General features: G+C 52.2%; 26 protein-coding genes. 12 read left to right on the forward strand and 14 right to left on the reverse strand.

Annotated features, from left to right (window positions below):
- Nucleotides 1-11 precede the first annotated feature (11 nt).
- Nucleotides 12-659 (reverse strand): TetR/AcrR family transcriptional regulator, encoded by a 648-nt coding sequence (locus AABA21_RS08950; protein ID WP_338248976.1) that lies wholly within the window; start codon nt 657-659, stop codon nt 12-14.
- A 450-nt stretch (nt 660-1,109) separates the two neighbouring features.
- On the opposite strand from AABA21_RS08950, the gene AABA21_RS08955 reads away from it, so the two are divergent.
- Entirely contained in the window at nt 1,110-2,177 is a 1,068-nt protein-coding gene (locus AABA21_RS08955; RefSeq protein WP_338248977.1) for a fatty acid desaturase family protein, read from the forward strand.
- A gap of 219 nt (nt 2,178-2,396) precedes the next feature.
- On the opposite strand, the gene AABA21_RS08960 is transcribed toward AABA21_RS08955, so the two are convergent.
- Nucleotides 2,397-2,762: a hypothetical protein gene (locus AABA21_RS08960; protein WP_338248978.1), complete on the reverse strand. Its 366-nt coding sequence runs from the start codon at nt 2,760-2,762 to the stop codon at nt 2,397-2,399.
- A 342-nt stretch (nt 2,763-3,104) separates the two neighbouring features.
- Between AABA21_RS08960 and AABA21_RS08965 the strand changes: the two genes are divergently transcribed.
- From AABA21_RS08965 to AABA21_RS08980, 4 genes are all read left to right on the forward strand, one after another.
- A complete protein-coding gene (locus tag AABA21_RS08965; protein WP_338248979.1) occupies nt 3,105-3,488 on the forward strand; it encodes a hypothetical protein in 384 nt (127 codons plus the stop codon).
- Between the two features lie 186 nt (nt 3,489-3,674).
- On the forward strand, nt 3,675-4,901 hold the full coding sequence (locus AABA21_RS08970) for a glycosyltransferase family 4 protein (RefSeq protein WP_338248981.1): 1,227 nt from the start codon (nt 3,675-3,677) through the stop codon (nt 4,899-4,901).
- 148 nt (nt 4,902-5,049) lie between these two features.
- Complete coding sequence (locus AABA21_RS08975; RefSeq protein ID WP_338248983.1) at nt 5,050-6,093, forward strand: LacI family DNA-binding transcriptional regulator; 1,044 nt, start codon at nt 5,050-5,052, stop codon at nt 6,091-6,093.
- Between the two features lie 160 nt (nt 6,094-6,253).
- On the forward strand, nt 6,254-7,270 hold the full coding sequence (locus AABA21_RS08980) for a DUF4349 domain-containing protein (RefSeq protein ID WP_338248985.1): 1,017 nt from the start codon (nt 6,254-6,256) through the stop codon (nt 7,268-7,270).
- 224 nt (nt 7,271-7,494) lie between these two features.
- On the opposite strand, the gene AABA21_RS08985 is transcribed toward AABA21_RS08980, so the two are convergent.
- From AABA21_RS08985 to AABA21_RS09005, 5 genes are all read right to left on the reverse strand, one after another.
- A complete protein-coding gene (locus AABA21_RS08985; RefSeq protein ID WP_338248987.1) occupies nt 7,495-7,776 on the reverse strand; it encodes a hypothetical protein in 282 nt (93 codons plus the stop codon).
- Nucleotides 7,777-7,932: 156 nt separating this feature from the next.
- Complete coding sequence (locus AABA21_RS08990) at nt 7,933-8,646, reverse strand: hypothetical protein (protein ID WP_338248988.1); 714 nt, start codon at nt 8,644-8,646, stop codon at nt 7,933-7,935.
- Between the two features lie 186 nt (nt 8,647-8,832).
- A complete protein-coding gene (locus AABA21_RS08995) occupies nt 8,833-9,282 on the reverse strand; it encodes a response regulator (RefSeq protein ID WP_338248990.1) in 450 nt (149 codons plus the stop codon).
- Between the two features lie 81 nt (nt 9,283-9,363).
- The gene (locus AABA21_RS09000) at nt 9,364-9,765 is read right to left on the reverse strand and encodes a response regulator (RefSeq protein ID WP_338248992.1); all 402 of its coding nucleotides are present in this window, start codon (nt 9,763-9,765) and stop codon (nt 9,364-9,366) included.
- Nucleotides 9,766-9,866: 101 nt separating this feature from the next.
- Nucleotides 9,867-10,259 carry a response regulator gene (locus AABA21_RS09005; protein ID WP_338248994.1) on the reverse strand — a complete coding sequence of 131 codons (393 nt, stop codon included), beginning with the start codon at nt 10,257-10,259 and terminating at the stop codon, nt 9,867-9,869.
- A 471-nt stretch (nt 10,260-10,730) separates the two neighbouring features.
- Here AABA21_RS09005 and AABA21_RS09010 point away from each other — a divergent pair, with 471 nt between their 5' ends.
- The 3 genes from AABA21_RS09010 to AABA21_RS09020 all read left to right on the forward strand — a co-directional run bounded on the left by AABA21_RS09010 (nt 10,731) and on the right by AABA21_RS09020 (nt 14,888).
- Nucleotides 10,731-12,488: an MptA/MptB family glycosyltransferase gene (locus tag AABA21_RS09010; RefSeq protein WP_338248996.1), complete on the forward strand. Its 1,758-nt coding sequence runs from the start codon at nt 10,731-10,733 to the stop codon at nt 12,486-12,488.
- 197 nt (nt 12,489-12,685) lie between these two features.
- Nucleotides 12,686-12,925: a hypothetical protein gene (locus AABA21_RS09015; protein WP_338248997.1), complete on the forward strand. Its 240-nt coding sequence runs from the start codon at nt 12,686-12,688 to the stop codon at nt 12,923-12,925.
- Nucleotides 12,926-12,983: 58 nt separating this feature from the next.
- Nucleotides 12,984-14,888 carry a S9 family peptidase gene (locus AABA21_RS09020; protein ID WP_338249000.1) on the forward strand — a complete coding sequence of 635 codons (1,905 nt, stop codon included), beginning with the start codon at nt 12,984-12,986 and terminating at the stop codon, nt 14,886-14,888.
- A gap of 64 nt (nt 14,889-14,952) precedes the next feature.
- On the opposite strand, the gene AABA21_RS09025 is transcribed toward AABA21_RS09020, so the two are convergent.
- The 3 genes from AABA21_RS09025 to AABA21_RS09035 all read right to left on the reverse strand — a co-directional run bounded on the left by AABA21_RS09025 (nt 14,953) and on the right by AABA21_RS09035 (nt 16,921).
- Complete coding sequence (locus AABA21_RS09025) at nt 14,953-15,759, reverse strand: ABC transporter permease (protein WP_338249002.1); 807 nt, start codon at nt 15,757-15,759, stop codon at nt 14,953-14,955.
- Nucleotides 15,743-16,456 carry an ABC transporter ATP-binding protein gene (locus tag AABA21_RS09030; RefSeq protein WP_338249005.1) on the reverse strand — a complete coding sequence of 238 codons (714 nt, stop codon included), beginning with the start codon at nt 16,454-16,456 and terminating at the stop codon, nt 15,743-15,745. Before AABA21_RS09030 ends, AABA21_RS09025 begins: the two co-directional genes overlap by 17 nt.
- 63 nt (nt 16,457-16,519) lie before the next feature.
- Nucleotides 16,520-16,921 (reverse strand): NUDIX hydrolase, encoded by a 402-nt coding sequence (locus AABA21_RS09035; protein WP_338249007.1) that lies wholly within the window; start codon nt 16,919-16,921, stop codon nt 16,520-16,522.
- A 123-nt stretch (nt 16,922-17,044) separates the two neighbouring features.
- Here AABA21_RS09035 and AABA21_RS09040 point away from each other — a divergent pair, with 123 nt between their 5' ends.
- Nucleotides 17,045-17,416 (forward strand): hypothetical protein, encoded by a 372-nt coding sequence (locus AABA21_RS09040; RefSeq protein ID WP_338249009.1) that lies wholly within the window; start codon nt 17,045-17,047, stop codon nt 17,414-17,416.
- Between the two features lie 226 nt (nt 17,417-17,642).
- On the opposite strand, the gene AABA21_RS09045 is transcribed toward AABA21_RS09040, so the two are convergent.
- Nucleotides 17,643-18,788, reverse strand: a complete 1,146-nt coding sequence (locus AABA21_RS09045; protein ID WP_338249011.1) for a CHAT domain-containing protein — start codon at nt 18,786-18,788, stop codon at nt 17,643-17,645.
- 242 nt (nt 18,789-19,030) lie between these two features.
- A complete protein-coding gene (locus tag AABA21_RS09050; protein ID WP_338249013.1) occupies nt 19,031-19,456 on the reverse strand; it encodes an RDD family protein in 426 nt (141 codons plus the stop codon).
- Between the two features lie 395 nt (nt 19,457-19,851).
- Between AABA21_RS09050 and AABA21_RS09055 the strand changes: the two genes are divergently transcribed.
- The 3 genes from AABA21_RS09055 to AABA21_RS09065 all read left to right on the forward strand — a co-directional run bounded on the left by AABA21_RS09055 (nt 19,852) and on the right by AABA21_RS09065 (nt 22,728).
- Nucleotides 19,852-20,859 carry an aldo/keto reductase gene (locus AABA21_RS09055; RefSeq protein WP_338249015.1) on the forward strand — a complete coding sequence of 336 codons (1,008 nt, stop codon included), beginning with the start codon at nt 19,852-19,854 and terminating at the stop codon, nt 20,857-20,859.
- A 192-nt stretch (nt 20,860-21,051) separates the two neighbouring features.
- A complete protein-coding gene (locus tag AABA21_RS09060; RefSeq protein WP_338249017.1) occupies nt 21,052-22,446 on the forward strand; it encodes a peroxidase family protein in 1,395 nt (464 codons plus the stop codon).
- A gap of 24 nt (nt 22,447-22,470) precedes the next feature.
- On the forward strand, nt 22,471-22,728 hold the full coding sequence (locus AABA21_RS09065) for a muconolactone Delta-isomerase family protein (protein ID WP_338249019.1): 258 nt from the start codon (nt 22,471-22,473) through the stop codon (nt 22,726-22,728).
- A gap of 114 nt (nt 22,729-22,842) precedes the next feature.
- Here AABA21_RS09065 and AABA21_RS09070 read toward each other — a convergent pair whose 3' ends face one another.
- Nucleotides 22,843-23,718 (reverse strand): carbohydrate ABC transporter permease, encoded by an 876-nt coding sequence (locus AABA21_RS09070; RefSeq protein WP_338249021.1) that lies wholly within the window; start codon nt 23,716-23,718, stop codon nt 22,843-22,845.
- Nucleotides 23,718-24,659, reverse strand: a complete 942-nt coding sequence (locus AABA21_RS09075) for a carbohydrate ABC transporter permease (RefSeq protein ID WP_338249023.1) — start codon at nt 24,657-24,659, stop codon at nt 23,718-23,720. Before AABA21_RS09075 ends, AABA21_RS09070 begins: the two co-directional genes overlap by 1 nt.
- Nucleotides 24,660-24,697: the final 38 nt, after the last annotated feature.

A 24,697-nucleotide genomic window follows, 5' to 3' on the forward strand; every position in this document is an offset into this window, starting at 1 on the left:
CGATCAGTTTATCAATCTGCTTTTTTGACGATACCATCTAAGAGGCAGCTGACCACCATCTCCGCCATGAAGGGAACATCAACCGGGGCCTCATCTTCTTGATCGACGTTAAAGTGCCGTTTGAATTGTATGCCCATCATAATGCCTTCGAACATAGAGATATATGTCTCGGCTGGTACATCCGCCCTCAGCTCTCCGCTATCGATTCCCTGCTGGAAAATATCCTGGAGGTACTTGCGGTCCTGACGATTTTTCCTGAATAGCTCTCTTTTCCCTGGTTTATCCCCACAAAACTCTTCAATATCTCGGATGAGCGCGAAAAAGTTGCTGAATTGACGTGAGAAAAAGGCCTCCGCTACCCTGGTAAGTTTGGCGCGCGTGCCTTCAACACGAGAAACAGCCTCAAAGGTCTGCCTGGTCCAGTTGTCGATCCATTGCTGGACCATATTGATGAATAGCTCCTGCTTGCCGCCGGGAAAGTAATAGTAGAGCGCAGCGGCCGTGACCTGGACTTCATCGGCGATCTCTTTCATCGATACGCCCTTGAAGCCTTTGGCGAGGAAGAGGCGTTCGGCGACTGCCAGAATGCGGCGCTGCGTTTCCGGGTCTCGCTCCGTATGGCGCTTGTCTCCATTGGCGCTTCTTTGATCAAAAATCATGTATATTTACCAATAGCTGAGTCACTTAATGAACATTAAATAAGTGCCATACAGAATATACCTGTGGCAGAGAAAAAATGTCAAGAGGGATAAGTACACTACCTGAATCTCCTATGCCACACCTCTTTTGAAACAAAAGCACCGGTTTTTTTATCTCAAGAGTGATGTCCTTTTTAGGAACAAGCATCTGGACATTCAAATATGCTGTTGCATAAAAGAACAATTGCCTGTTCTCCGCCCTTTAGGAGGAAAGCGGGGTGCAGGGGCGGCAGCCCCTGACGGAGCGCGAGGTGCCCTCGCACTCCTCTCTCTCTGTCCTTCCTCTGGTTGGAAGGACAGAGAGAACAATTGCCTTGCCGACCGGATGCCATAAACACATCAGTTGATTCGACACATGATATTGATTTCAATATCACAAGTTATACATTTTGTGTATTAAGGAAACCGTGAATGAAGAAGACTGCATTGCTCACCTTACCTGGCAATGACACCTCTCTGGAACAGTACACCTCTGAAACCTCTAACCGTGATTTTGCTGAGTTAAAGCGCATCGTGAAAAGACGCGGCCTGTTAGCTAAGCAGCCAGTTTACTATACGTATCGCGTGCTGTTGCTGATCGGTTTACTGGCACTCAGTATGGTCTTTCTCCTCGTTGTTCATTCTTTCTGGCTACAACTCATCAACGCCATTTTTATGGCCTTTGTCTTCGCTCAAATCGGTTTGCTCAGTCACGAGGCTGGTCATCGTCAGATGTTTCAGCGCTCCTGGAAGCATGATCTGATCGGGTTGATTGGCGGAAATTTATGTATCGGCATGAGTTATGCCTGGTGGCTTGATAAGCATAACAGTCACCATAGCCATCCCAATCAGGTTGATATGGATCCGGATATCGAAATTCCTTTTCTTGAATTTACCGGGAAAGAGGACCTGGCACAGATTGGCAAATTCAGGCAATTTCTGGTGAAGCATCAGGCCTTTATCTTTTTGCCAGCGTTAATGACTGTGTCATTGGGCTTGCAATATAACAGCGTGGTCTTTCTGCTGCGCAACAGGACCAGGTTTTATGCATTTGAATGGGCCACGATGCTCGCTCATTTTATTCTGTATTTCGCGGCTATCTTTTATAGCATGAATGTCTGGCAGGCAATTATCTTTATTGCTTTGAACCAGGCAGTCGCTGGTTTTTACCTTGGCTCTATCTTCGCGCCCAATCATAAGGGCATGCCAGTTCTGGATAAAGAGAGCCAGGTGGGTTTCCTGCATCGCCAGGTGTTGACCTCGCGCAACATCTACGGCAATCCCGTCATCGATTTTATTTATGGCGGCTTAAACTACCAGATCGAGCATCATCTCTTCCCCAGTATGCCTCGCAACAAGTTAAAAGAGGCGCGCGGCGTAGTGAAGCTCTTCTGTGAGGAGCGCGAGATTCCCTACCACGAGACCCATGTTTTGCAGTCCCTTAAAGAAATTCTTCAGCACCTGCATCAGATAGGCGCCCCCCTGCGCCACATCTCTTAGCATGGGTCTTACTCCCGTTACCCTGGAGGGGCACGTGAGTGCCCCCGCACGCGCGTCCGCACTAGTTTTTTGAGTTGGTGCATCGGTGCGCATCCGCGCACCCGATGCACCAACTCAAAACAGACTCGTAAGCGCTGCTAGTGCGAAAGCTCATGCGAGCAGCAGGCGATGATCATGAGAGTTAGACACATTCCTGGAGAACGCATGAACCATATACGATTACAGGTCGGTATGATCTATCTCCTGCAGAGCCTGCTGAACGAGATCATATCTGTCTTTTAGGATACTGTTGAGGTCCCGTAATTTTTCCAGGGTCTGGACATCAAATGTGTCGCTGATCCACTGCTCTACCTGGTTAAGCTGGCTCTGCTGTTCAAGAATCCAGAAGCGGATGCGCTGTAGCAAAAAGGGGAGATCGCTATTTTGGGCCGGAATATAGCCGATAAATAGTTCATCTGTATCATTTTGTTCGAGCGAGATCTGCAGCATTTCTAGAGGTGGCTGATCCGCTGGCATCTGTACCTCACGCACATGGAACTTCCCGTATTGCTTGATAGTAATACCTGTTTTGGGTAAAGCTTGCATAAAACCCTCCCTGACTGATCCCGATCTTCTATTTTCATTATATGTGTAGCCTTAAATGCTATTTTGAGATGCTTATATATGGCCTACCCCGCTGAGAATATTTAAAACATACCTTAAAAACTTATACGTGAAGGGGTGCTCACACGCACTAGGAAAAAGTGTGTTTGACACTTGTTTAGATGTTACTTAATATAGTATTCTAGCGTATGAATAAATATCTCCCTGCTTTCTATCCCGCTGGTTTTTCTATGCTCGGGAGCTGAAACAAAGATGTTATTATACATACTTGATTGCATACAAGACCCGATCATCATAAATGAGTTTATGTTTGAGGAATAATATATGATGCAACATTCAGAACAAACTTCTTTCTCCCATACCACTGCCTTGCCTGCTGATTTGACTTCTCAATATCAGGTTGAGAATGATAATATCTTTGTGGGGCCGGACAAACATAAAAAGACTCTGACCTTTATTAAGTATGCTCTGCAACTGGAAGCTATTGATGAAGGCTGGTTGTATGAGCAGCAGGGCTGGATGTTTAATCAACTCCAGCGCTATCGCGAGGCTTTGGAGGCTTTTGAGCGGGCACGCCACCTGGGCTATGGCAACGATGGCTGGCTCTACAAGCAGAAGTCCTATGCCCTGACTCGCCTGGATCGCGTTGAAGAGGCGTCGGAGGCTGGAGAACGGGCGCGCAAATTAGGCTACGTGAACGAAGAATAAATCACCTGCCCCACGTATTTAAGCGCATGTTTGAGGCGGTAGGCATTTTTGTGCCTTCTGGCTAAGTGATGCGTTTTTGTCGACGTAAGTACTAGTTCGAGCTCGGAATAACTGACAATGGCCGCGCAAGTTTTTATACTAAGGGGAGGGGCTGGATGTTCTCAATTTAGCGTGATAGGGTGAGCTATGGATTCTGCGTGGTCTGTAATAGAGTTTCTGGTGGCGAACCATTTGACCTTGCTGCTCGGAGGCGTGGCCGCATTTATATTAACCTATGTGGCGACGTATGCTGTGCTGGCATTATGCCGGAAGATGAACTGGTTTGAGCCGGTGGTGGCGCATAAGATACATAAGAAGGCGCTCCCTCGCCTGGGTGGGCTGGCCATTTTCGCGGCATTTCTGCTGGCTTCCTGGCTCTTCTATCTGCCTACCCTGGCGGTGCAGCCAGGTGCGACCGAAACGATCTTTGGCCACCCGGTCTCAAAAGAACTGGTTATCTATAGCCTATTTTTGGCAGCATCGCTGCTGATTGTGCTGGTGCATGCCTATGACGATATTAAGGGTATGAAGCCGTTGCCAAAGATGCTGGCTCAGACGGTGGCGGTATTGATCTTGATGGGCCCCGGCCTGCACAATTTTCATGGCATCCTCTTCTTTGGCTTCCACAATCCCTTTGTTCACCAGTCGTCCGTGGCGGGCGTCCCGCTTCCCTGGTATCAGCAGAGCGAGCTGACATTATTTATTCGCGAGCCCGTTGTGTCCTGGCTGGCCATCCCGGCCATTCTGTTTACCTGGTTCTGGTTCGTTGGTATGATGAACGCCGTCAACTTTATGGATGGTCTGGATGGGCTGGCCGGCGGCATCGTCGCTATCGCGGGCCTGTTTATTACGGTTATCAGCCTGGAGCTCTCCCAGTATACCATCGCTACCCTGGCCGCTATCTTTACCGGTGCCGTAGCCGGCTTCCTGCCGCATAACTGGCATCCCTCACGCATCATTATGGGGGATAGCGGCTCCCAGTTTTTAGGGATCACGCTGGCCATGTTATCGATTATGGGCGGCGCCAAGTTCGCCCTGATTCTGATGATCCTGGGCATCCCCATCCTGGATATCGCCTGGGTCGCGGTGAATCGCCTGCGCCGTGGACAGAATCCGATGCAGCGCGATCTGTTGCCACAATATGCCCATAAGACCCACCTCCACTACCGCTTAGCGTTTGGGGGGCTCAGCGCCCGCCAGATCTGCTACGTCTTTTATGGGATTACCGCCCTGTTCGGCCTGAGCGCGCTATTTTTGACCGGCATCTTTAAATTTCTTGGCTTCGGACTGGTTGGTCTGAGCGTATGTGTGCTGTTCTGGATTAGCATTTACCTGCAATACAAGACGGAGCGCACCAGGCAGCATCAGGCCTGATTACTGGTTGCCTGGTTGGTATGACTTTTGTGCACGCAAAATGATATAGCTTGACAAACAAATGAATGCTTACTACACTTTGAACTAACTGGAAATTATTTAACCTGTAATTAGACAGTCTGATTATTGATTTTAACAGGGGCGCTCGTTGGAGGATCGACAAGAAAATTCTCGTGTACGCGAATCTCGTGCACTCATATGGGATGTGGCCCGCAAATCGGGTGTTTCTATCTCAACGGTCTCAAGGGTATTGAATGGTCGCCCGGATGTATCTGTGGCGACGCGCGATAAGGTCCTGGCGCATGTACGGGACCTGGGATATAACTCTCATCGCAATACCCATACCGTCGTGCGCGCGCCTCTGCAGCGGGTCGGGGTCAGTATTCCTAACGAAGAGCATTTCATGGGCATGCTCCATGGCATTACCGATGCCCTTAACAAGCAAAAGGTTCAGCTGTCTTTCTGCTCGCGTTCATCCTGCGGACCCACGCAAACGTTGAAGGAGCGCCTGCAAGCCGATGGCGCGGATGCCGCCTTGCTGGTTCTGCCCAGGGAATCGGATGAAGAGTTGCTGGAATTGTGCCACGCCGGATTTCCCTTTGTCGTCATTGATCCCCGTACCCCTTTGAGTGATGATATTCCAACGGTTACCGCGGCCAATATCGGTGGCGCCCGCGCGGCCACCAAGCATCTGCTGTCGCTTGGACACCGCCGCATCGGTCTGCTGGTCGGAGATGCGCGCTGGTGCATGAGCATCGATCGGCTGGCTGGTTATCAGGCTGTCATGTTTGCTACCGGACTACCCCATGATCCGGCGTTGATCCGTGAGAGCGATTTTACGCTGGAAGGTGGCTACCAGGCCGCCATGGAACTGCTCAGCCTGCCTGAGCGGCCGACTGCCATCTTTGCCTTTAGCGATGATATGGCTGTGGGTGTGCTGCACGCGGCGCTTGAACTGGGTCTGTCGGTTCCGCGCGATCTCTCGGTGGTTGGTTTTGACGACGCGCGCTTTGCCTCGTTTGTCACCCCCGCTCTCACCACCGTGCATCAGCCGCGCTACGAGCTTGGCTATACCGGCGTCGATGTCCTCTTCCGCAACCGCGCCGAAGCACGCCTGGATGCTATCCACACCTCCCTCTCCACTCGCCTTGTCGTACGCCACTCCACCGGTCCCAGTCCCGAATCTTTTTGAATCCCTTCGGCGGGAACTTGTAGCAGTTCTGCGGCGTCTACTCCTGTAGAGTAAGTTTTATGTGTGTTCATTACATGTGCTGAGTGAACAATACTTTAAAAATACGTGATGATTGTTTTGCTTACCCCGAACAATTTATATCCTCTAAAGGAGCGGATCTATGCTGCGCATATGGGTATCTTATCAAAGATTGTGGCTGTCTGGTTGTGCCCTGCTGTTGGCTGCTTTGCTGGTCGCTTGCAGTTCAGGTGCCGCAAGTAGCGGCACTTCCAACTCGGTGCCGGCTCAAAATTCGTCTGTTCACCAGGCACCTAATACCACCGGAAGCAATGGTGCCAGCAATTCTAGTTCTTCCTCTTCGACAGCTTCCAATCAAAAGAGCACAGCGGGAAGCTCTACGGCGGATGCGGGTCCTCAATACCTGATTAAAACGTTGAATGTGACTATGCAGGTAAAGGATACGCGCAAAGTCGCCAGCGATATCCAGGCCTGGATATCGGCTACCGATCCGCGTTCCAGTTCAGCTGGTGCCGATTATACCCAGGTTGGCGACAAATACTATAATGTCTCGCTCACCTTTTCGGTCCAGGCCACCATGTATCCACAGATCTACAACTACCTGCGCGACTATAATGTGCAGGGCTCAACCGGGGGGAAACTGGTTGCATTTAAAGAGACGGTGCAGGATGTGTCAAATGACTATGTCGATACGCAGTCACGCATCAAGAATTATAAAGGAGAGCAGACGCGCCTGCTGACCCTGTTAAGTCATGCACAGGCGGTTGGCGATATTGTGACGATCGATCAGAAGTTAACCGAGGTAGAGAGCAATATCGAGACGTCCGAGGCGCACCTGAAATTGCTCTCCGGCCAGGTGACCTTCTATACCGTTAACCTCTACCTGCAACCGATCATCCCCAATGTGCCCGCACCGGCTCCACAGACCGATACCGGCTGGTCGTTCAGCAGCGCTTTCGGTGGGGCTTTCGCGGCCTCGCTCAGCTTCGGACGCGCCCTGCTAACGTTCCTGATATGGTTGCTGGCGTTCAGCATCTATGTGGTTCCGGCCGTGATCATTGCCTGGTTGATCAGGAGGTATCGCGTAGCGATCGGGCGCTTCGTCTCGCCGCTGCTGGCTACCTCCAGACCCACACCGCCCGCACAGCCACATTCATAAGGATGGGTCTTACTCTCGTGTTCATCTCATGTGGCCTGCATGAGGCTCCGCATCTGCGTAGCTCACGTATCAATTTTATATGAGTGCATGGGGTGCGCATTCGCGCACCCCATGCACTCATATAAAAACCAATGCGGCCGCGCAGCGGACGCGCGTGCGGGGGCTATCACATTTCCCCCTGATGATAGTAGCTGTATAACTATAGCGGGGGCAATGGGGTTCAGCTACTCATCACCGGCGCGTTTCAGCTCCGCTGCAAGCTGATCTGGCGTGACGCTTTCGTAATCTGGATGGAGCTTGAACGTGATCGCGTGGATATTTTTTATGCGCCGGGAATATTCTATACCCGATAGGCGTGAAAGAGATGCCAGCAGCCGGTCGACATGCTCAGGAGTTCCCTGATTCTGCTGATCCAGCAGGATGACAGCTCGTGGATCAATGTTTGTATCTTTAATCAACAGGTTGAGCGTAATATTGTGCCGCAAGCGGGCTTCCCTGAATGTCATATGTATTTGATTCATCATTTTCCCTTACCATCTTCCCATATAGCAAGACGAGCGGTACATTCCATATAATAGTTTTATACACATCCGCCCTCATTTATTTAGACGATTTAAAAGTCTAAACACATGCTAAATCATCAAGAATGAACCAAAAATACTTTATGAGCGTATCTGGTGGACTGTGGGGACCAGGCGACCTCCGCAGCTGCCGCAGAAGGTGTCGCTTAAGTGGAGGGGACCATGGCAAGTGGGACAGAGATAGTCGGGATCATCGATGGTGTTGTAGCTGTCTGTGGTATATCTGACCCGCGGGGCCGCTAGCATGGGAACGTTAACGATTGGTGGCCGGCTGATAGGGGGCCGACTGGCCGCTGGCCATGCGGCAGGTGGCCGATAGACGGTGGACGTTGAAGGGAGCGCCTGTTGCCTGATATTTGCTGGAGGACCGCTATAGACGGTGGATGTTGAAGGGAGCGCCTGCTGCCTGATATTTGCTGGAGGACCGCTATAGACGGTGGATGTTGAAGGGAGCGCCTGCTGCCTGATATTTGCTGGAGGACCACTGTAGACGGTCGGCGGAGCGGGCGTGAAGACCGCATGGGTCGCGGTCCCGCAGTAGTGGCAGTAATTATCGCTGCGACGCAAGCGTTTTAAACAGACTGCACACTGCTTGCTCCCGATCCATTGGAATATGATGAGCGTGAGCAGAAAAACGACCAGACCGCACAGGAACAGGGCAATATAGATAAGGCTGATTGATACCAGCGTAATGGTTGCTTCTGTCAGATAGGACGCTTGAGCCAACGTGTACCTCCAGATCAGGTAAGCCTGTAGAGCCAGGGTCTCGCGTATGTGTTCTTCACCTCTGCTCACACGAGTGATAGGCACTTTATGCTGTTGATGAATATATTACATGCAAAATACCTGCTGGTCAATACGGCAGACTTATAATGTGAACTACTTCACAATTTAGCCTGAGAGGGCAGAGATGGCTACCATCAGTTCTGAAGCCAGTTTATTGCAATACCATGCATATAAGAGGAGAAAAATAAATTCTCCTCAGGATTGGGGTGTAGATGCCTTGTTTTGAGTTTGATTGCAGTAAGCCTGTAGAAATTGGGCGTTCTGTAAAAAGTTCTCTCGCTTGGTTGGCTTGATCATATAACTATTCGCGCCCTGCTGGAAGCAATCGGTGATCCTGTCGTCGTTGCCTGAAGACGTCCAGATAATGACGGGAATGTGTTTCAAACGCTCATCAGACTTGATCTCGTACAGGATCTCTAGGCCGTCCATATCCTGTAGTGTCAGGTCAAGCAGGATAACGGCTGGCTGTGCGAACTGTTCTGGCTGGCTGCTAATGGAATGTAGGAAGTCCAGAGCCTGTGTCCCATTCCTGAAGTGTTGCAGGGGTGTTTGATTGCCTGATTTAGTGAATGCCCACTGCAAAATTTCAAAGTCATACGTATTATCTTCAATGACCATGACCGCAGCCTTGTTTGCGCTGTGCATCTGTATTTCCTTTCTGGCTAGCGAAGCAAGAAAAGCTCTTTCCTTTTTCACACCGATACCATGGTGCGTGCTTTTATGTTGTTACTGATCGAGAAGTTGATTGACAGTATCCAGTAACTCGTCGAGATCGAATGGTTTGGCGACCCCGATTACCTTGAGTTGTGCAAATTCGCCGTGTGGCAGATTCGCACTCATCAGTATAATGGGGGTCTCGCAGAAATCCTGTTGCATGCGAAGTTCATGACAGAGCCGCAAGCCATCCATTTCAGGAAGTTGATAGTCCAGGATGAACAGGTCTGGCTTGACGGATTCAATGACCTTCAGCGCCCGTTCGGCTGTGGGGACAAGAATTGAGCGATACGGTGTCTCCTCGGAAAAGGCCAGGGTGAGGAATAAGCCAATCGAATTATCGTCCTCGACAATGACTATCGTTGTTTGCGTATTTTTTGTGTCTTCGGTTTTCTGTAGCTCAAGATGAGGCACAAATCTCCTCCCGGATACGCTTCAGTTCATAAATCAAAAAAGCCACTGCTTCGCCGGCAACGTGTAAGGGTACCGGAAAAGGTGTCTGCTGGGTTTGTTGCTCAGGAAGTTTTGATGGGAGAGATGGCGAGCAACTTTTTTACCACCCTTAAGAGATCCTCGACATCGAACGGTTTGAATACGATGTCGATGGTCGGCGTTTTTAGCGCGTCAATCTTATCTCTCAATTCATGCTCCGCAGCCGTGCATAGCAGGAGTGGAATGGAGGCGGTCCTGGTGTCTTTTTGTAGTGATTCTAAGAATTTCCATCCTTCTTGCTTGAACCCAATCATTAAATCTAGCATAATTAATTGCGGTTGCATACGCTCTACTTCAGTCAGATCTTTGTAGACAGTATCGGTTGCATATATTTCATACCCTTCGCCCTCAAGGAGCAAGCGGTAGAGCTCTAAAATATCTGGTTCGTCTTCTATGACAAGAATGCGTGCGGTCACGTTTATACCTCATTATTTGAATGCGTACAATGTTATCACAAGTGAGCTTATTGTGCACAGCGAAATGGCTAAGATAACTTATTATAATACCAGGAGGTAGTACAACACAACGGGCGGATGCACCCGCCCGTTGTGTTGTACTACCTCCTGGTATTATAAAATTGGTACCTTCTATGTACATAGCAGGGTATTTATGTTATGGTTGTGACATGGTCTGGACGGTGGAGACTGGTAGCTTCATTTTATTGTCATCGGTGCATGCTGCTGCTGGATATTGCTACCAGCAATGCCTGCTGGATATAACACCTGCAGCCGTCGATTCAGATATATAAGGAGCACTGATTGTGCTGGTACCTTTGTGCATAAAGCGGTTACCTCTGTAATACTTTATCGTATTAGACAAGTGTAGCGTTTATGTAACCCGGATTGCGAGCATCTGAAAATGCAGACATATTGAGTGTAGAATAATTTATGAGTAAAACGATAGAAACAGGGCGATCAACACCTGATCAGGTAGCGGATCAAAAAAATGCTCGGCCATGGCTTATAATTTTTTGTGTTCTGGCTTTCGTCGTATGCATTTTGTTAACCACCACGCCTATCGCTCGTCTGAAGAATGTCGGCTATACCAGTTTGACCGAGGATATCGCGACTCCTCGGAACTTTACGCCGCCTGCGATGCCGTTTTTGACCGGCTGGGGCCGTTGGCTGCCGATGCATTTTTCGCACGCGGACAATGTAGCGATCTATCTGACGGGCAACCTTGAGGTATTGGTGTTGCTGGGGCTGGCCTTTGTCATTTATACGCTGGCCGCCTATTTTATTGCTCGGCGCGTGAGCGATGAGCAGATGCGGATTGTGCGCCGCTGGATGTGGATCGGCACTATTATCGCGGGCGTGATTTTTGTGCTGACGCCGGGCATGGCTTCCAAAGATCTTTTTGTGTATGCCGACTATGGCAATCTGGTGGGGGCGCATGGAGCCAATCCCTATTTTTCTACTCCCAGGCAGGTCGCTTACAATGATCTGCTGACGCACATCGATGGCTGGAGCGATGCCCCATCCGCCTATGGACCTGTATGGGTCTACCTGTCTGGCCTGCTCTCGCTTATCTTCGGTGATAATCCCCTGCCGTACTTTTATATCTATCGCGGCCTGGGACTGCTCTGCCATGTGTTGAATGTGCTGCTGATCGGGCGCATCCTGCGGATGAATGGCCGCTCGGAGCGTACCGTGACGCTGGGTATGTTCCTCTACGCGTTAAATCCTTTGATGCTGTTCGAGGGGCCGCTGGGGGCCCATAACGATGTCTTTATGAGTACGCTGCTGCTGTATGGCTTCGCCCTTTGCTTTCGCGCCAATCAGCTCGGCTTTACGCGTCTGAAAAACTATTGGCCGGCGCTGGTGATGTTGACGCTGGCGGTGCTGGTCAAGTTTACCTCGATCCCGGTGATCATTTTTTTCCTGTTTGTGCTGGCGGCGCAAACATTGGGCGCCCCACGCAAGCTGACGCGGGATCTGCCCTGGGGGGCCGCCCTCAAAAATGTCGCCATCGCGGGGGGACTCTTCGTGGCGATTACACTGGTAGCATATTTACCGTTCTGGATCGGTCATGGACCGGGCGAGATCGTGCGTAGCTTTGGTACGCCGCCGTCCTCCAGTGGCGCTCAAAACTCTTTGATGCGCGTGGCGATGAACTGGCTTTTCGTCCACCCGCATACCTCAATTCCGGTGGTTACCTTTGTCGCCCACGCGTTGGCCAATCGTGGCTTCTGGAGCAAAGTTGATATCCTGGCGATGGGCGTGGCTGTGCTGGTAGGAGCCTGGTATACCTGGCGTTCACCCTCGATGCGCACGCTGGTGGTTGGTAGTCTGACAACCATGACAATTATCCTGGTGGTTACCCCCTGGTTCTATTCCTGGTACGTTGTCTGGCTGGTCGCGCTGGCCCCCATCATGCTGGCCTTTTCAATGGGCCGCTTCACACGCGCGCTGGTGGCTTTCTGCTTCGTTTTCTCGGCCAGTGCTGTTATCACGTACATGAATCTGGCCTTCTTCCACGTCTCCGGCTACCAACTGGCGATCCGCTATGTGTTGATGATGGCGCCGCCAATTATCGCCGCGCTGGTCGTGTACTTCTATGTCCGGGCGCGCCAGAAGCGGGCCCCTCAGGCGGAAGAGCTTTCCTCGCCTGCGGGATCTGAAGACGCCAGTATCATGCCCAGATAAACATCCACATATCACGCACAAAACAAGCGGCCTTGCCTCCAAGACCGCTTGTTTTGTGCGTGTAAATCCGTAAGTGGCAGGCGTGCCCCGGCTTGTTTTGTGCGCGTACATCGGTCCTGAGAGGTTTTCTTTATCGTTATTGGCATGATAGACTTTTGATGGTGAACAAAAATATTATGTAAAGGTTGCCTGTATTTATGAAAATCTGTACCTGTGGAAATTGTGAAGAATGTCATGTGCGTGGAGCGTTGCTGGAATTTGCGCGTCAACGTGAGTATGCTGCCTTTGAATGGTTGCCAAGTTCGACCATCGTAGGCAGCGAAAAAGGATGGCATGCTTTCGCGCGTACGCATACGGTACGCGAGCTGTTCTGGGTCCTGCACGTCGCTAAAGAGTCCGAAGGTTATATAGCCGCGCTCGAGTCCACAGCCCAGTAAAATAAATATCTATATCGCCGCACGTAGCTGACCGCATACATGGAAAGGATTATCCTTGATGCCTGAATTTTATCAATCTACTCCGCGCGTGCCTGTGACGTATGAAAATTATCTTCATCTGCGTTATCCCTCCGATCCCGTGATCTCTCCCGATGGGAAGCAGGCGGCTTTTGTGGTGATGATGCGTGAGCCCGATTCCACCAAATGGCGCCGCCGTATCTGGCTGACGAATACGTCGGATGCGGAGCCGCGTCAGTGGACGCGCGAGGAGCGCAATGAGCGAGAGCCGCGCTGGTCGCCTGATGGAACGCAACTGGCTTTTGTGGGGGAAGAGAATGGGAAGTTTCAGCTGTTTGTGCGTTCGCTGGATAGTGAACACTCCAGGCGCGTCTGTACGCTGCCTGGCGGCGTGAGCGACATCTCCTGGTCACCGGATGGGAAGCGGCTGGCCTTTATCTCTCAGGATCAGCAGGAGAAGACCAGCGATCCGATCGTGCTGGGGCCTGGACCTGTTCGCCGCCTGTGGACGGTCCAGGTGGAGAGCGACCAGCCCGCTCCGGTGACGCCCGATGGGGTTACCGTGTGGGAATATCGCTGGTCGCCCGCTGGCCAGTCGTTCGCGCTGTATTTCTCGTACGGCTCGGATGAGACCGATTGGTATAACGGTCAGGTCGGCATCGTGTCAACGCTGGGCGGCATGGTCGGGCAGATTACGCAGTTGATGCGCCAGGCGAGCTCCCTTGCCTGGTCACCCGATAGCCAGCAGATCGCCTATATCTCTGGCGAATGGAGCGATCCTGATCAGGGCGGGGGCGATATCTATGTTGTGCCCGCCGTGGGTGGTGAGCCGCGCAACCTCACGCCGGGCATCGATGCCAGCCCCAACTGGTGTCGCTGGTTGCCTGATGGTGAGCGCCTGCTCTTCCTGGCCCTGCATGGTGTAACCTGCCAGCTAGGGATTGTGCATGCTCAGGATGGGACAATTACCATGTTGGATCCAGATTTCGCGGTCGATGTTTATGAGGCCCGCCTCTCTGTCACGACCGATCTAGGTCAGTGTGTGACGGTGCACTCGACCTCTCAGCAGCCACCAGATGTGTGGCATGGTGAACTGGTGCTCTCTGATGCGCACAGAGAGGGGATGCACTGGCGGCGGCTCTCGCGTTTGAATGTGCTGGCTGAAGAGTCGTTCGCGCTCTCACCCAACCGGCGCTTGCGCTATCCAGGCGCGGATGCGTGGCTGATCGATGCCCTGTTCACTCCACCTCTCAATTATCAGGGTGACGGCCTGCCTCCATTGTATGTTGATGTACATGGCGGACCCTCGGGCGCCTCGCTGGATAGCTGGTACCCTTCCGCCCAGATTCTTGCCTCGGCCGGTTACGCGGTGCTACGGCCGAATATGCGTGGTAGCTGGGGGCGTGGCGTCGCTTTCGCCGATGCGGTGCTGGGTGACATGGGCGGCAAAGACTTCCAGGACATCATGCACGGCGTCGATTTCCTGATCGAGCAGGGCCTGGTGGATGCCAGCAGGATCGCCATCGGTGGCTGGAGCAATGGTGGCTTCCTGACCGCCTGGGCCATCACGCAGACGGGACGCTTTAAGGCCGCGATGGTCGGTGCTGGTATCACTGACTGGCACAACATGCACGCGCAGACCAACATCGCAGACGCCGATGTGCGCCTGCTCAAGGCCAATCCTCTGGAGAATCCAGATGCCTATCGGCGCTGCTCGCCGCTGACCTATGCTGGCAAGGTAACGACACCCACCCTGATCGTCCATGGAGAGAATGATCCTGCTGTCCCGGTCGCTCAGGCCTATGCGTTCTATCGCGCCCTGCGTGAGGTCTCGATCCCGGTTGAATGCGTCATCTATCCCCGCGAGGGCCATGGCCTGAGCGAGCCCGAGCATAACCGTGATTATTATAAACGCCTACTGGCGTGGCTCGACCGGTACGTATAATCGGACGCGAGGTCCGAACCTATGGAGGGCATGGCGCGCATAGGTTCGGACCTCGCGTCCGATTTCACATCTGGGGGCGGAGGGTGAGCTGTTCGGCGGGGGAGAAGATGGTTGTGCGTAGCAGCAGCCCGCCGAGGAGTCCGGTGAGGGTGCTGGCGGCAAAGAGCATGGCGATGGCGGCGAACTGGTATTCGGCGGCATAGATCGGGTTGGCGCCCGCCAGGAGCATGCCGCTGGCCAGTCCTGGGATGAAGACGATGCCCAGCGAGCGCATGGTGTCGACCGCCGGGATGATGCTGGCATAGACGGTGTTGTTCATATAGCTTGCGATGACCATGTTCGGAGGCGCGCCCAGGGAGAGTCCCGCTTCGATCTGACCGGTGTGCGCTTCGATCTCGGCGCGAAAGCGGTTGAGAGCCAGCGAGTTGGTGCGCATGGAACTGGAGATGATCATGCTGCCAACGGGGATGAGGGTGGCAATCCTGGGCTCGATCACTCCTACCAGTGCCATAATCACGACGGTAATGCCGGAGCCTATCCCGATGGCGAGCAGCGAGATCTTGAACGCGCCCGGCAGACCTTTGGCGCGCCGCTGGGAGAGGACGGCGGCGAAGACGATCATCATGGCCAGTACCAGGTAGCCGAAGATGATCGATGCGTTAATGATCATGACCAGGATGAGGCCCACGATCAGGATCTGGATGAGGCCGCGCACCATCGAGGTGACGGTCTCTGTGGCGAGCTTGACCTTGTTAAACTGGGCGATCACTACGACCGCCAGGACCAGCACGGTGGCGGCCGCGATCTGGAGCAGACCGTTGATGACCTGGGGCGTGGTCAGCGATATGAGCATGTTACGCAATAGGTTCATTGAGCACCTCTTCTGCCGTCCCGATGCGTTTTAGCCGGGCCGCCTGGATGACGGCGATGCGATCGGCCATGCGTGTGGCCTGGGCCATGTCGTGAGTGACGATGATGTTGGTCAGACCCTGGCTGTGCATGATCGTGTTGATCAGCTCTTCAACGCCCGCGCGCGTGGTCTCATCCAGGGCCGAGGTCGGCTCGTCCAGCAGCAGTACCTCGGGATCGTTGACCAGCGTGCGCGCCAGCGAGACGCGCTGCGCCTCACCACCCGAGAGCCCACTGATGTCGCGTTGCTGGTAGCCCGCCAACTGCACGTGTTCGAGCAACTCTTCGATCCGTTCACTGGAGACTTGCTCGCCGCGTGAGCGCGGGCCGAAGCTGATATTTTCGGCCACCGTGCCCGGAAAGAGATAGGCCGACTGCATGACCATCCCGACCTTGCGGCGCAGGGTACGTGGGGAGATGGTGGTGTAGTCAACCCCATTCAGCAAAACGGTGCCGCTGGTCGGCTCATCCAGCCGATTGAGCAGACGCAGGAACGACGATTTGCCCGAGCCTGATGGTCCCACGATCGCCAGCGTCTCACCCTTGCGCACCGCCAGTGAGATGTCGTTGATGATAACTTTATCCTTATCCACCACGCGCCTTAAATTTCTGGTCTCTAACACAATTTCTGACTGATCTGCGGATGTAGCTTTATCCATATAAACGATAATCCCTGTTCTGTGTGAATTTTGAATTGAGGACTGGTCGTCTTATTACGCAACTTACGCGATCATTCCCCGGTTTTTCAGGGCATCCATTACTATCTGTAACACGTTTGAGCAGCGATCGCGCTCCTGGTAGCTCAGCAATGCTACCTCCTCGATCTCGTTGGCGGCCTGTAACTGACCCGTGTAGTCAGCCTGATAGCAGGTAGAGATGACGATCGTTCCCTCAGCTTTCCCATGGGCCTGTGCCGTGAAGGTATCAAGGTAGCTGACTGTCTCAGGTTCTAAGTCTACGCTCAATTCCTCTCGCACCTCACGTACCAGGGCCGCCCGATCAGTTTCACCCGGCTCACGTTTCCCACCCGGCAAATAAAACAGATCCTTCCCCTTTGAACGTGTTGCCAGCAGGCGCTTATCGTCAATATGTATCCAGGCCAATTTATCAATGGTGTTGGTCATAAAATTGTATCTATCCTATCCATGCTTATACTATCTGTTTATAGGCATACAGCTATCTATTGTATCCACCTGGTATGATATGGTCAAATCGAACCCGTCACCGAGCAAAAAAAGGAGCCGTTAGTGATCACAATTTATGGTTTTCTAGAAGGGCCGGCCCCAACCGGCGGCTGGGAAGTCACCGTTACCTGTCAATGCGGGACGCGCCTGCTCCGGCATATCTCAATGAAAGCGGAAGACGCTCAACACGATATTGGTGTGACCTCGCAAGAGCAGCATGATCTCTATCAGGCTCATTGTTCTGAGCGGCATCAAGGGGAAGCATTTAACGTAAGGTGGGTTGATGATCCATCAAATTATCAAGGGGTACGCCAGTCTGACGTCGAGGTCGTGGCCTGGAGCGAGGATGATCTCGCCTCCCTGGCCAACCAATTCAAAAAAACATTTCCAGTCAACCACGAAAGCTCGGCAACACCCCCGGAAGAGGATCGCTAACCGTCCCACGTATGGGCATGCGGGTTTTCCAAAATTTCGCCCCCCATACGCGAACGGGGGCTTTCGACGATCGCGTTCCCCGTAGGCGGCATAGGCCTGCTGCTTGTTCATGAATTAAGCGTGTTTAATGGGCCGCAGGCCTATGCTGCCTACGGAGACAAAATCGTGTTGAGGAGACGTTTCGCATGGGGCCGATTTCGAGTTATCCTGAAACGTTCCCTCAGGTTTACGCATGCCGCTCTCGTATATCATTAATTACGTTTCGCACGTCTTGTACAATGGACACCATCGCACTATCTTCATCTTTCCATGCTGATACTGGTTTCTTCTGGCGTGGCAATGCAAAAAGGTTTCCAAAGAGCTTATCTTTGTCCCAATCAGCGGTTTCAGAGACAATGATTGGGATAACGCGACTCAAGCCCTTCTCACGCCTATCTATAGCTGGCCGAATTTCATTCTCGTAAATACTATCTGAAGAAAGGAAATCTTTACTAACTAGTAGTAGGACAATGTCTGCACTATTCAAATAATGTACTTTCTCAATGATGTCATCTCCGGCTGCTGTACTATTAGCATGCCAGATTGTAATGTCACCATTTCTTCTCATGGTCGTGAAGTGTTTTTCCAGGCTCGCTCTGAATTTTTCATCTTCGGGAGCGTAAGATATAACAATCGAAACGGGTTCTTTGGTAGTGTTTGATGTGGATGAACCTGTTGCCGAGGATCTTTGCGTTTTTTGTTGCGAAGATGGGGTGGTTGGGGCTATGAGATAACGCCAATCTGCCTGGTTGGCGTCCAAACCTGGGCGCACAAAAAGCTGAGGAATATGCGCGGCTGGGATATTTTTGATTTGAAGTTGAGCGATTCCCTGTTCAAATGAATTTTGAATAGAATTGCCAAAAGCTAATGCCTGATAAAAAGCCGAAATAAAATTTATGGCCGCTCCATCTCCGATGAGATCTTCCATCCCAATTACGAAATCTACTTCTTGCGCAATCATTTCTGCCTGTATTGATGAATTACAAGCGTTTAAAACAACAAGTCTGGCATCATTTTTAAATATACGCATGAGAGATTGTAGTGATTCTCCCGCGACAGGTCTGAGGGATCGATCTTGCCCTTCTAAAATTAATTCACCTGTACTTGTACCATGACCGCTAAAATGCACAATTTGAGGGTGATGCATATTCATAAGATAGAGCAAATCGCTATCTCTAACTGCCCACTCGCTCTCTATTTTAAAATTCTCACGGTACGTAGAGCGCTGAATAAATTCTTTGATGGATCGATTCTCAAGGTCTAACTGTAATCGTTTTGTTTCTTTTGGGGAGGCAGCCAGGAAGAGTATTTTGACAATGTCATTGTTGCCCACAAGCATTTTCCTCTCAAAGACTATGATGCTGAATTTGCAGCATTATTGTAGGTCACAGTGAATACGAAGTCAAGAATTGAAATATATCAATTTGAATGGTGTGAATCGTTGAGAGGAGGCAGGTGAGAGGGTAGAAACGCTACGTTGTCACAAATAGACGGGTCAATATGAATATATAGAAAAAGGTGGCCGGGAAAAAACACGGCCACCCTTTTTGTTGAAATTTTAGCATTGCGCGTTGGCTAGCGGCTTCTGACAACCACTGTGTGAGCAATTTTGTCACCCAGACGCTGTTTTTGTGAAGAGGTCCAGATTACAATCGCACCTATGATATAAGCAGTTGGCAGTAGATCAATTATGCGTACTAGGTTGCGGATGATTGATTCATTCCAGCTAATGGGCGCGCCATCTTCGCGCACAACGCGCAGGCCGAGTATTTTCTTACCCAGTGTAGCGCCCCCCATAGTCGCTTCCAGGATAAGGAAATAGAGAATGTAGATAATTCCGCTTACACTAATCCCTAGTACAGCTTGTTTTGTACCTAGAATCGCCGTAATGAGGGCGGTAACAATGCCGATAAGAATTCCATCAATGAGTACGGCAAGGAAGCGTGGTCCCACGCCAACGCGCTCTTGAGAGACAGCCTGGGGTGCGTATGGTGCTTGCATCGAAGACCTCCAATGTTTTTCTATTGGTAAACTGAAAAACGGCTAGTAATCTCTTCTTTTAAGATACATTAAAATATATGTAATTGTCAATTATATTGATTGTGCCATGTTATGTCATTAATGTTTTGTACGCATTAATATTTAATGAAGATAAATTTTATTTATAGGCAAGCGGTTTTTGCTGCAAATATATGTAAATATTTTTACACATAGTTATCATAATTGCTCTGGACCTGATTTTTATACTTGAGGAAGCATAGAGATAATGGTTGAGATTGTGATGGTGGGCTAATACGTATATGCGGGCTGGTTCGTGATAAGATAACATAGCGCCCATTGTTGTGGGCTGGCTATCTTCTATATAAAGTGATATTTCAAACGAAGGAGTGCGAGCTATGCAGATTAAGCGTCTCGGTGGTACGGGTCTGAAGGTGAGCGAGGTTTGCCTGGGCACGATGACATTTGGCAATCAGGCGGACGAGGCGAGGGCGTTTGAGATTATGGATACGGCCGAGCAGGGCGGCATCAATTTTTTTGATACGGCCGATGTCTATCCTGGTGGCGAGAAGGCGTTGACAGGCACGACTGAGGAGATTGTGGGGAACTGGCTGCGCGAGCGCAACGCGCGCGATCGCATCGTGCTGGCGACCAAGTGCTTCGGTAAGATGGGGTCTAACCCCAACGATCAGGGGTTGAGCCGCCGCCATATCATCGCGGCCTGCGAGGCCAGCCTGAAGCGCCTGAAGACCGACTATATCGATCTCTACCAGATGCACCAGTTTGATGCGCAGACCCCGATCGAGGAGTCCCTGCGCGCGATGGACGACCTGGTGCGTGCCGGTAAGGTACGCTACGTGGGCTGCTCGAACTTTCCCGCCTGGCGCTTGGCCGATGCCCTGTGGATTAGTAAGGTCAATGGGCTTGAGCGTATCGTCTGCGTGCAGCCGCGCTACAACATAGCCTTCCGCATGATTGAAGATGAGCTGTTGCCGCTGTGCCAGGAGCATGGCGTGGGCGTCATCGTCTACAATCCGCTGGCCGCCGGCGTCCTGACCGGCCGCTATGTGGAAAAACCAGAGGCCGAGTCGGGGACACGCTTTAAATCCCAGAATCCCAACGATCTGTATCGTCGTCGCTACTGGAACGAGACGCTGCACGACCAGGTGCGGCAGCTCGCCGAATTCATGAAGGGACGTAACAAGTCGCTGACGCATGTGGCCGTGGCCTGGGTCTTGTCCCAGCCAGCTGTTACCTCGGCCATCCTCGGTGCCAGCCGCCCCGATCAGCTCAAAGACAGCCTGGGCGGCGTCGGCCTGACCCTGGATGAAGAGGAACTGCGCGCCTGCGACGACCTCTGGTATAATCTGCCGCGCATCCGCGACAAAGAGATCGCCCGACGTTAATGTCATAAACGCGTGATATTACCTGACTGACATATATTATAACCGGCCTGGATATCGACGTTCTATAGAGAATTTTAGAGATACCTCATCCAATGTATCCGAATTTCTCTGTGGAGCGTCTTATCTATGGGTTCCACCTGATGTATGCGGGCTATTTCGAGAGAAAGCGCCGCGAAAGGAAGCTCAGTCAGTATGAATATTCATAGCTGTGTTATCAGCCCGCGCCTTAAGAGTGCGTTGTCACCCCACGCTCAGTCGGTTGAAGGTACCCAGAGTAAGTATGGCCGTTTGTTTCCGAGCCTGCCGTCTCTAACTGTCGATGAAGCTCTCTTGCTAAAATTGGGACGTGCCGATTCTGCCATGGATCTTGCTGCCCACCCATCTGACGATCGCGACACACTGACCGATAATCCTCGCATCCCGGCCGGTTTTACGTTTCTTGGTCAATTTATCGCTCACGACATTACGGCGGATCGTAGCCTCCTGTTGCATCATGCCCGTTTGAATGAATTGCGCAATTTCCGTCAACCAAGATTGGACCTGGAGTGTGTCTATGGTGCCGGCCCATCGGGTGATCCCTTTCTCTATGATCTAGAGGATCCCGATAAATTTTTGCTGGGCATCAATGACGCTGGCAATTCTGATGACGTGCCGCGTAACCAGCAAGGAAGGGCGCTGGTTGCAGATCCTCGCAATGACGTACATCTGTTTATTTCACAACTGCACCTGGCTTTGCTCAAGTTTCACAATCGCGTCGTGGACTATCTGCGTCTGCAGGGAACGCCAGCGGCCTCTGTGTTTGAGGAGGCCAGGCGCCTGGTGCGCTGGCACTATCAGTGGCTGATCGTACATGAATTTCTTCCCCTGACGGTTGGCGAAGAACTGGTTGAAGAGATACTGAAGGTGGGGCCGCGCTTCTTCGCTGCCGAAGAGGAGCAGCAGGTTTACATCCCTGTCGAGTTCGCGGATGCGGCTTATCGTTTTGGTCATAGCCAGATTCGTCCTCGTTACATGCTTAATAGCCGGGGAGCGAGCGGACAGGTTTTCCCTGATTGTGCCGGCACCTGCCCGGTTGAAGCTGTGCGTACCCTTGAGTGGTCCTATTACTTTACTATTCCTGGACGCTCTGCTCCACAGGCCAGTAAACGGATCGATAGCTGGATGGCGCATCCTTTGCTGGATCTGCCGGTGCGCGTGGTGGGTGAGACGGATATCCCTGAGCAGAAGTCGCTGGCTTATCGCGACCTTGAACGTGGCGAGGCCCTGGAGCTGCCATCGGGTGAAGCTGTCGCTAGATTGATGAATGTACGCCCATTGACACCCCAGGAAGCAGGATTGAGCAATCTGGGCTGGCAAGGCGAGACCCCCCTCTGGTATTATCTGCTGAAAGAGGCAGAAGTGTATCATCAGGGTCAGTATATGGGTCCGGTTGGAGGACGTATCATCGCCGAAGTTCTGCTGGGTCTGATGCTCTACGATCCCACATCGTACTGGCAGGCTCCCGAAGAATGGACCCCCACACTACCGTCCGCCGAGCCACAACAATTTACCATGGCCGACCTGTTGCTTTTTGCTGATGTCGCATAGCACTTTTGGAGAAGTAGCCATATCATGAAATGGATGATTGATATCACTTTTAAAGAGGGTTCACAGGCCGAATTGGGACAGTTAGTGCAACGGGAGCGCCAGCATGTAGCTGAAGGCAAAGCGCAGGGGTTGATACACGAACTCTACATCAGTTCGCCTGATGTCTCGCGTCCCCAGGTCTGGTTGATCGTCAACGGCGACACAGAAGAACAGGTGCGGCAATACCTGTCCACCTTTCCAATGTTTCCTTATATGACGCCAACCATCATAAAATTGGCATAATCATAATACGTTGGTGTCGTAACCTCCTTATTTACGACTAACGACCAAAAGCAATGTGTAGCTCGTGTGGCGCTGGCGCCACACGAGCTACACATTGCTTTTGGTCGTTGTTTTTTAATCCTTCAGGCCACCGGCGAGACCGGCGACGATCTGGCGTTGGAAGATGACGAAGACGATGACAGCTGGCAGGCCACCCAGGATGGCGGAGGCCATGATCTGGGCGTAGCGGATGCCGTAGGAGGTCTGGACAGTGGCCAGACCCACGGGAACGGTCATCATGTCGGTCCCGGTGACGACCAGGAAGGGCCAGATGAAGTTGTTCCAGGCGGCCACAAAGGTTGAGATGGCGATGGTGGCGATGGCCGGCCGCGCCAGCGGCATCCAGATCTGCCAGTAGATGCGCCAGGGACTGGCGCCGTCCATGCGCGCCGCCTCCTCGTATTCGTGCGGGATACCATCAAAGAACTGCTTGAAGATAAAGACCGCGAACGGCGAGAAGATCTGTGGCAGGATAATGCCCCAGTAGGTGTCGATCATCTGGAACGACTGCATGAGCGAGAACAGGGGGACCAGCAGGACCTGTCCGGGAATCATCAGTCCGCAGAGGATGAGCCAGAAGACGACCGAGCGTCCCTTAAAGGGGATGCGCGAGATGGAGAAGGAGGCCATGCTGGCCAGCAGCACGACGGCCACCGAGATGATGACCGAGGTAAAGACGCTATTGAAGTACCAGCGCGGCAGATCGCTGGCCGAGAGTACGCTGATATATGCCTGGATATTGAAGGCCGACGAGAGCCATGTCAGCGGTAGAATCGTCGTTTCGGCCTCGGGCTTAAACGAGGTGTCCAGCACCCAGGCGATCGGCAGTAGCCAGATAACCGCGAAGATGAGCAGGATGGCAAAGGCGCCCCATTTGCTGACCTGGCGCGGCAGATTTAGCGGGCGTTTGGTCGTTGTTGCGTCGGTATTTTGGATGCTCTGTGTGGCCATTATGCCCTCCTCTGTGGACGCTGGAAAAAGACGAACTGCATGACGGTGATGACCAGCATCAGGATAAAGAGAATATAGGATGCCGCCGAGGCAAAGCCCATGCGGAAGGATGAGAAGCCGGTCTCATACATGTATTCCACCACGGAGCGCGTGGCGAAGTTAGGTCCGCCGCCAGTGAGCAGGTACATCTGACCGAAGACCTGCAGGGAGGCGATAACCTGTAGGATGACTACCAGCATCGTGATGCGGCTCAACTGCGGCAGGGTGATCGAGATGGTTTTAGCCCATGAGCCAGCGCCATCGATGGCGGCCGCTTCATAGAGTTCTGCGGGTACCTGTTGCAGGCCCGCCAGGTAGAGAAGGAAATTGCTTCCCACGGTCCACCAGACGGTCATAATGACGATTGAGATCATGGCGACGTGGGCGTCGTTAAGCCAGTCGACGGGTCCCAGGCCAATGCCGGCCAGCATGTTATTGATCAGGCCAAAGCCAGGCTGATAGAGCCAGTTCCAGATGATAGCGGTTACCGCGATTGGCAGGGCCACCGGGATAAAGAATGCTGTGCGGAAAATCCAGCGGCCGGGCATCTGCCGGTTGGCCAGCAGGGCCAGGAAGAAGGCCAGAATCACCAGAATCGGTGTACTCAGAATGGTGAAATAGATGGTGTGCCAGAGTGAGTTCCAGAAATCGGCATCGCTCAGCAATTCCTGATAGTTGCCCAATCCCAGAAAACGCGTCACGCCGTTCAGGCTCCAGTTGTAGAAGCTCATACGGAAGCCGAGGATGACCGGCCAGAGCGTGAAGATAGCATAGCCAATCAGGAAGGGGAGCACAAAGCCCCAGCCCGTCAATTGAGTGCGCCAGTTGACCTTCCCCTGCGGCGCGGTACGAGCCTGTCTGGCAGATTGGGCCGCCTCTTGTTGAATAAGCATTTCAGACATGGATATGCCTTTCTTTGAGTAAAGAAACTTGCTTGCGC

This window comes from Dictyobacter halimunensis (assembly GCF_036245075.1).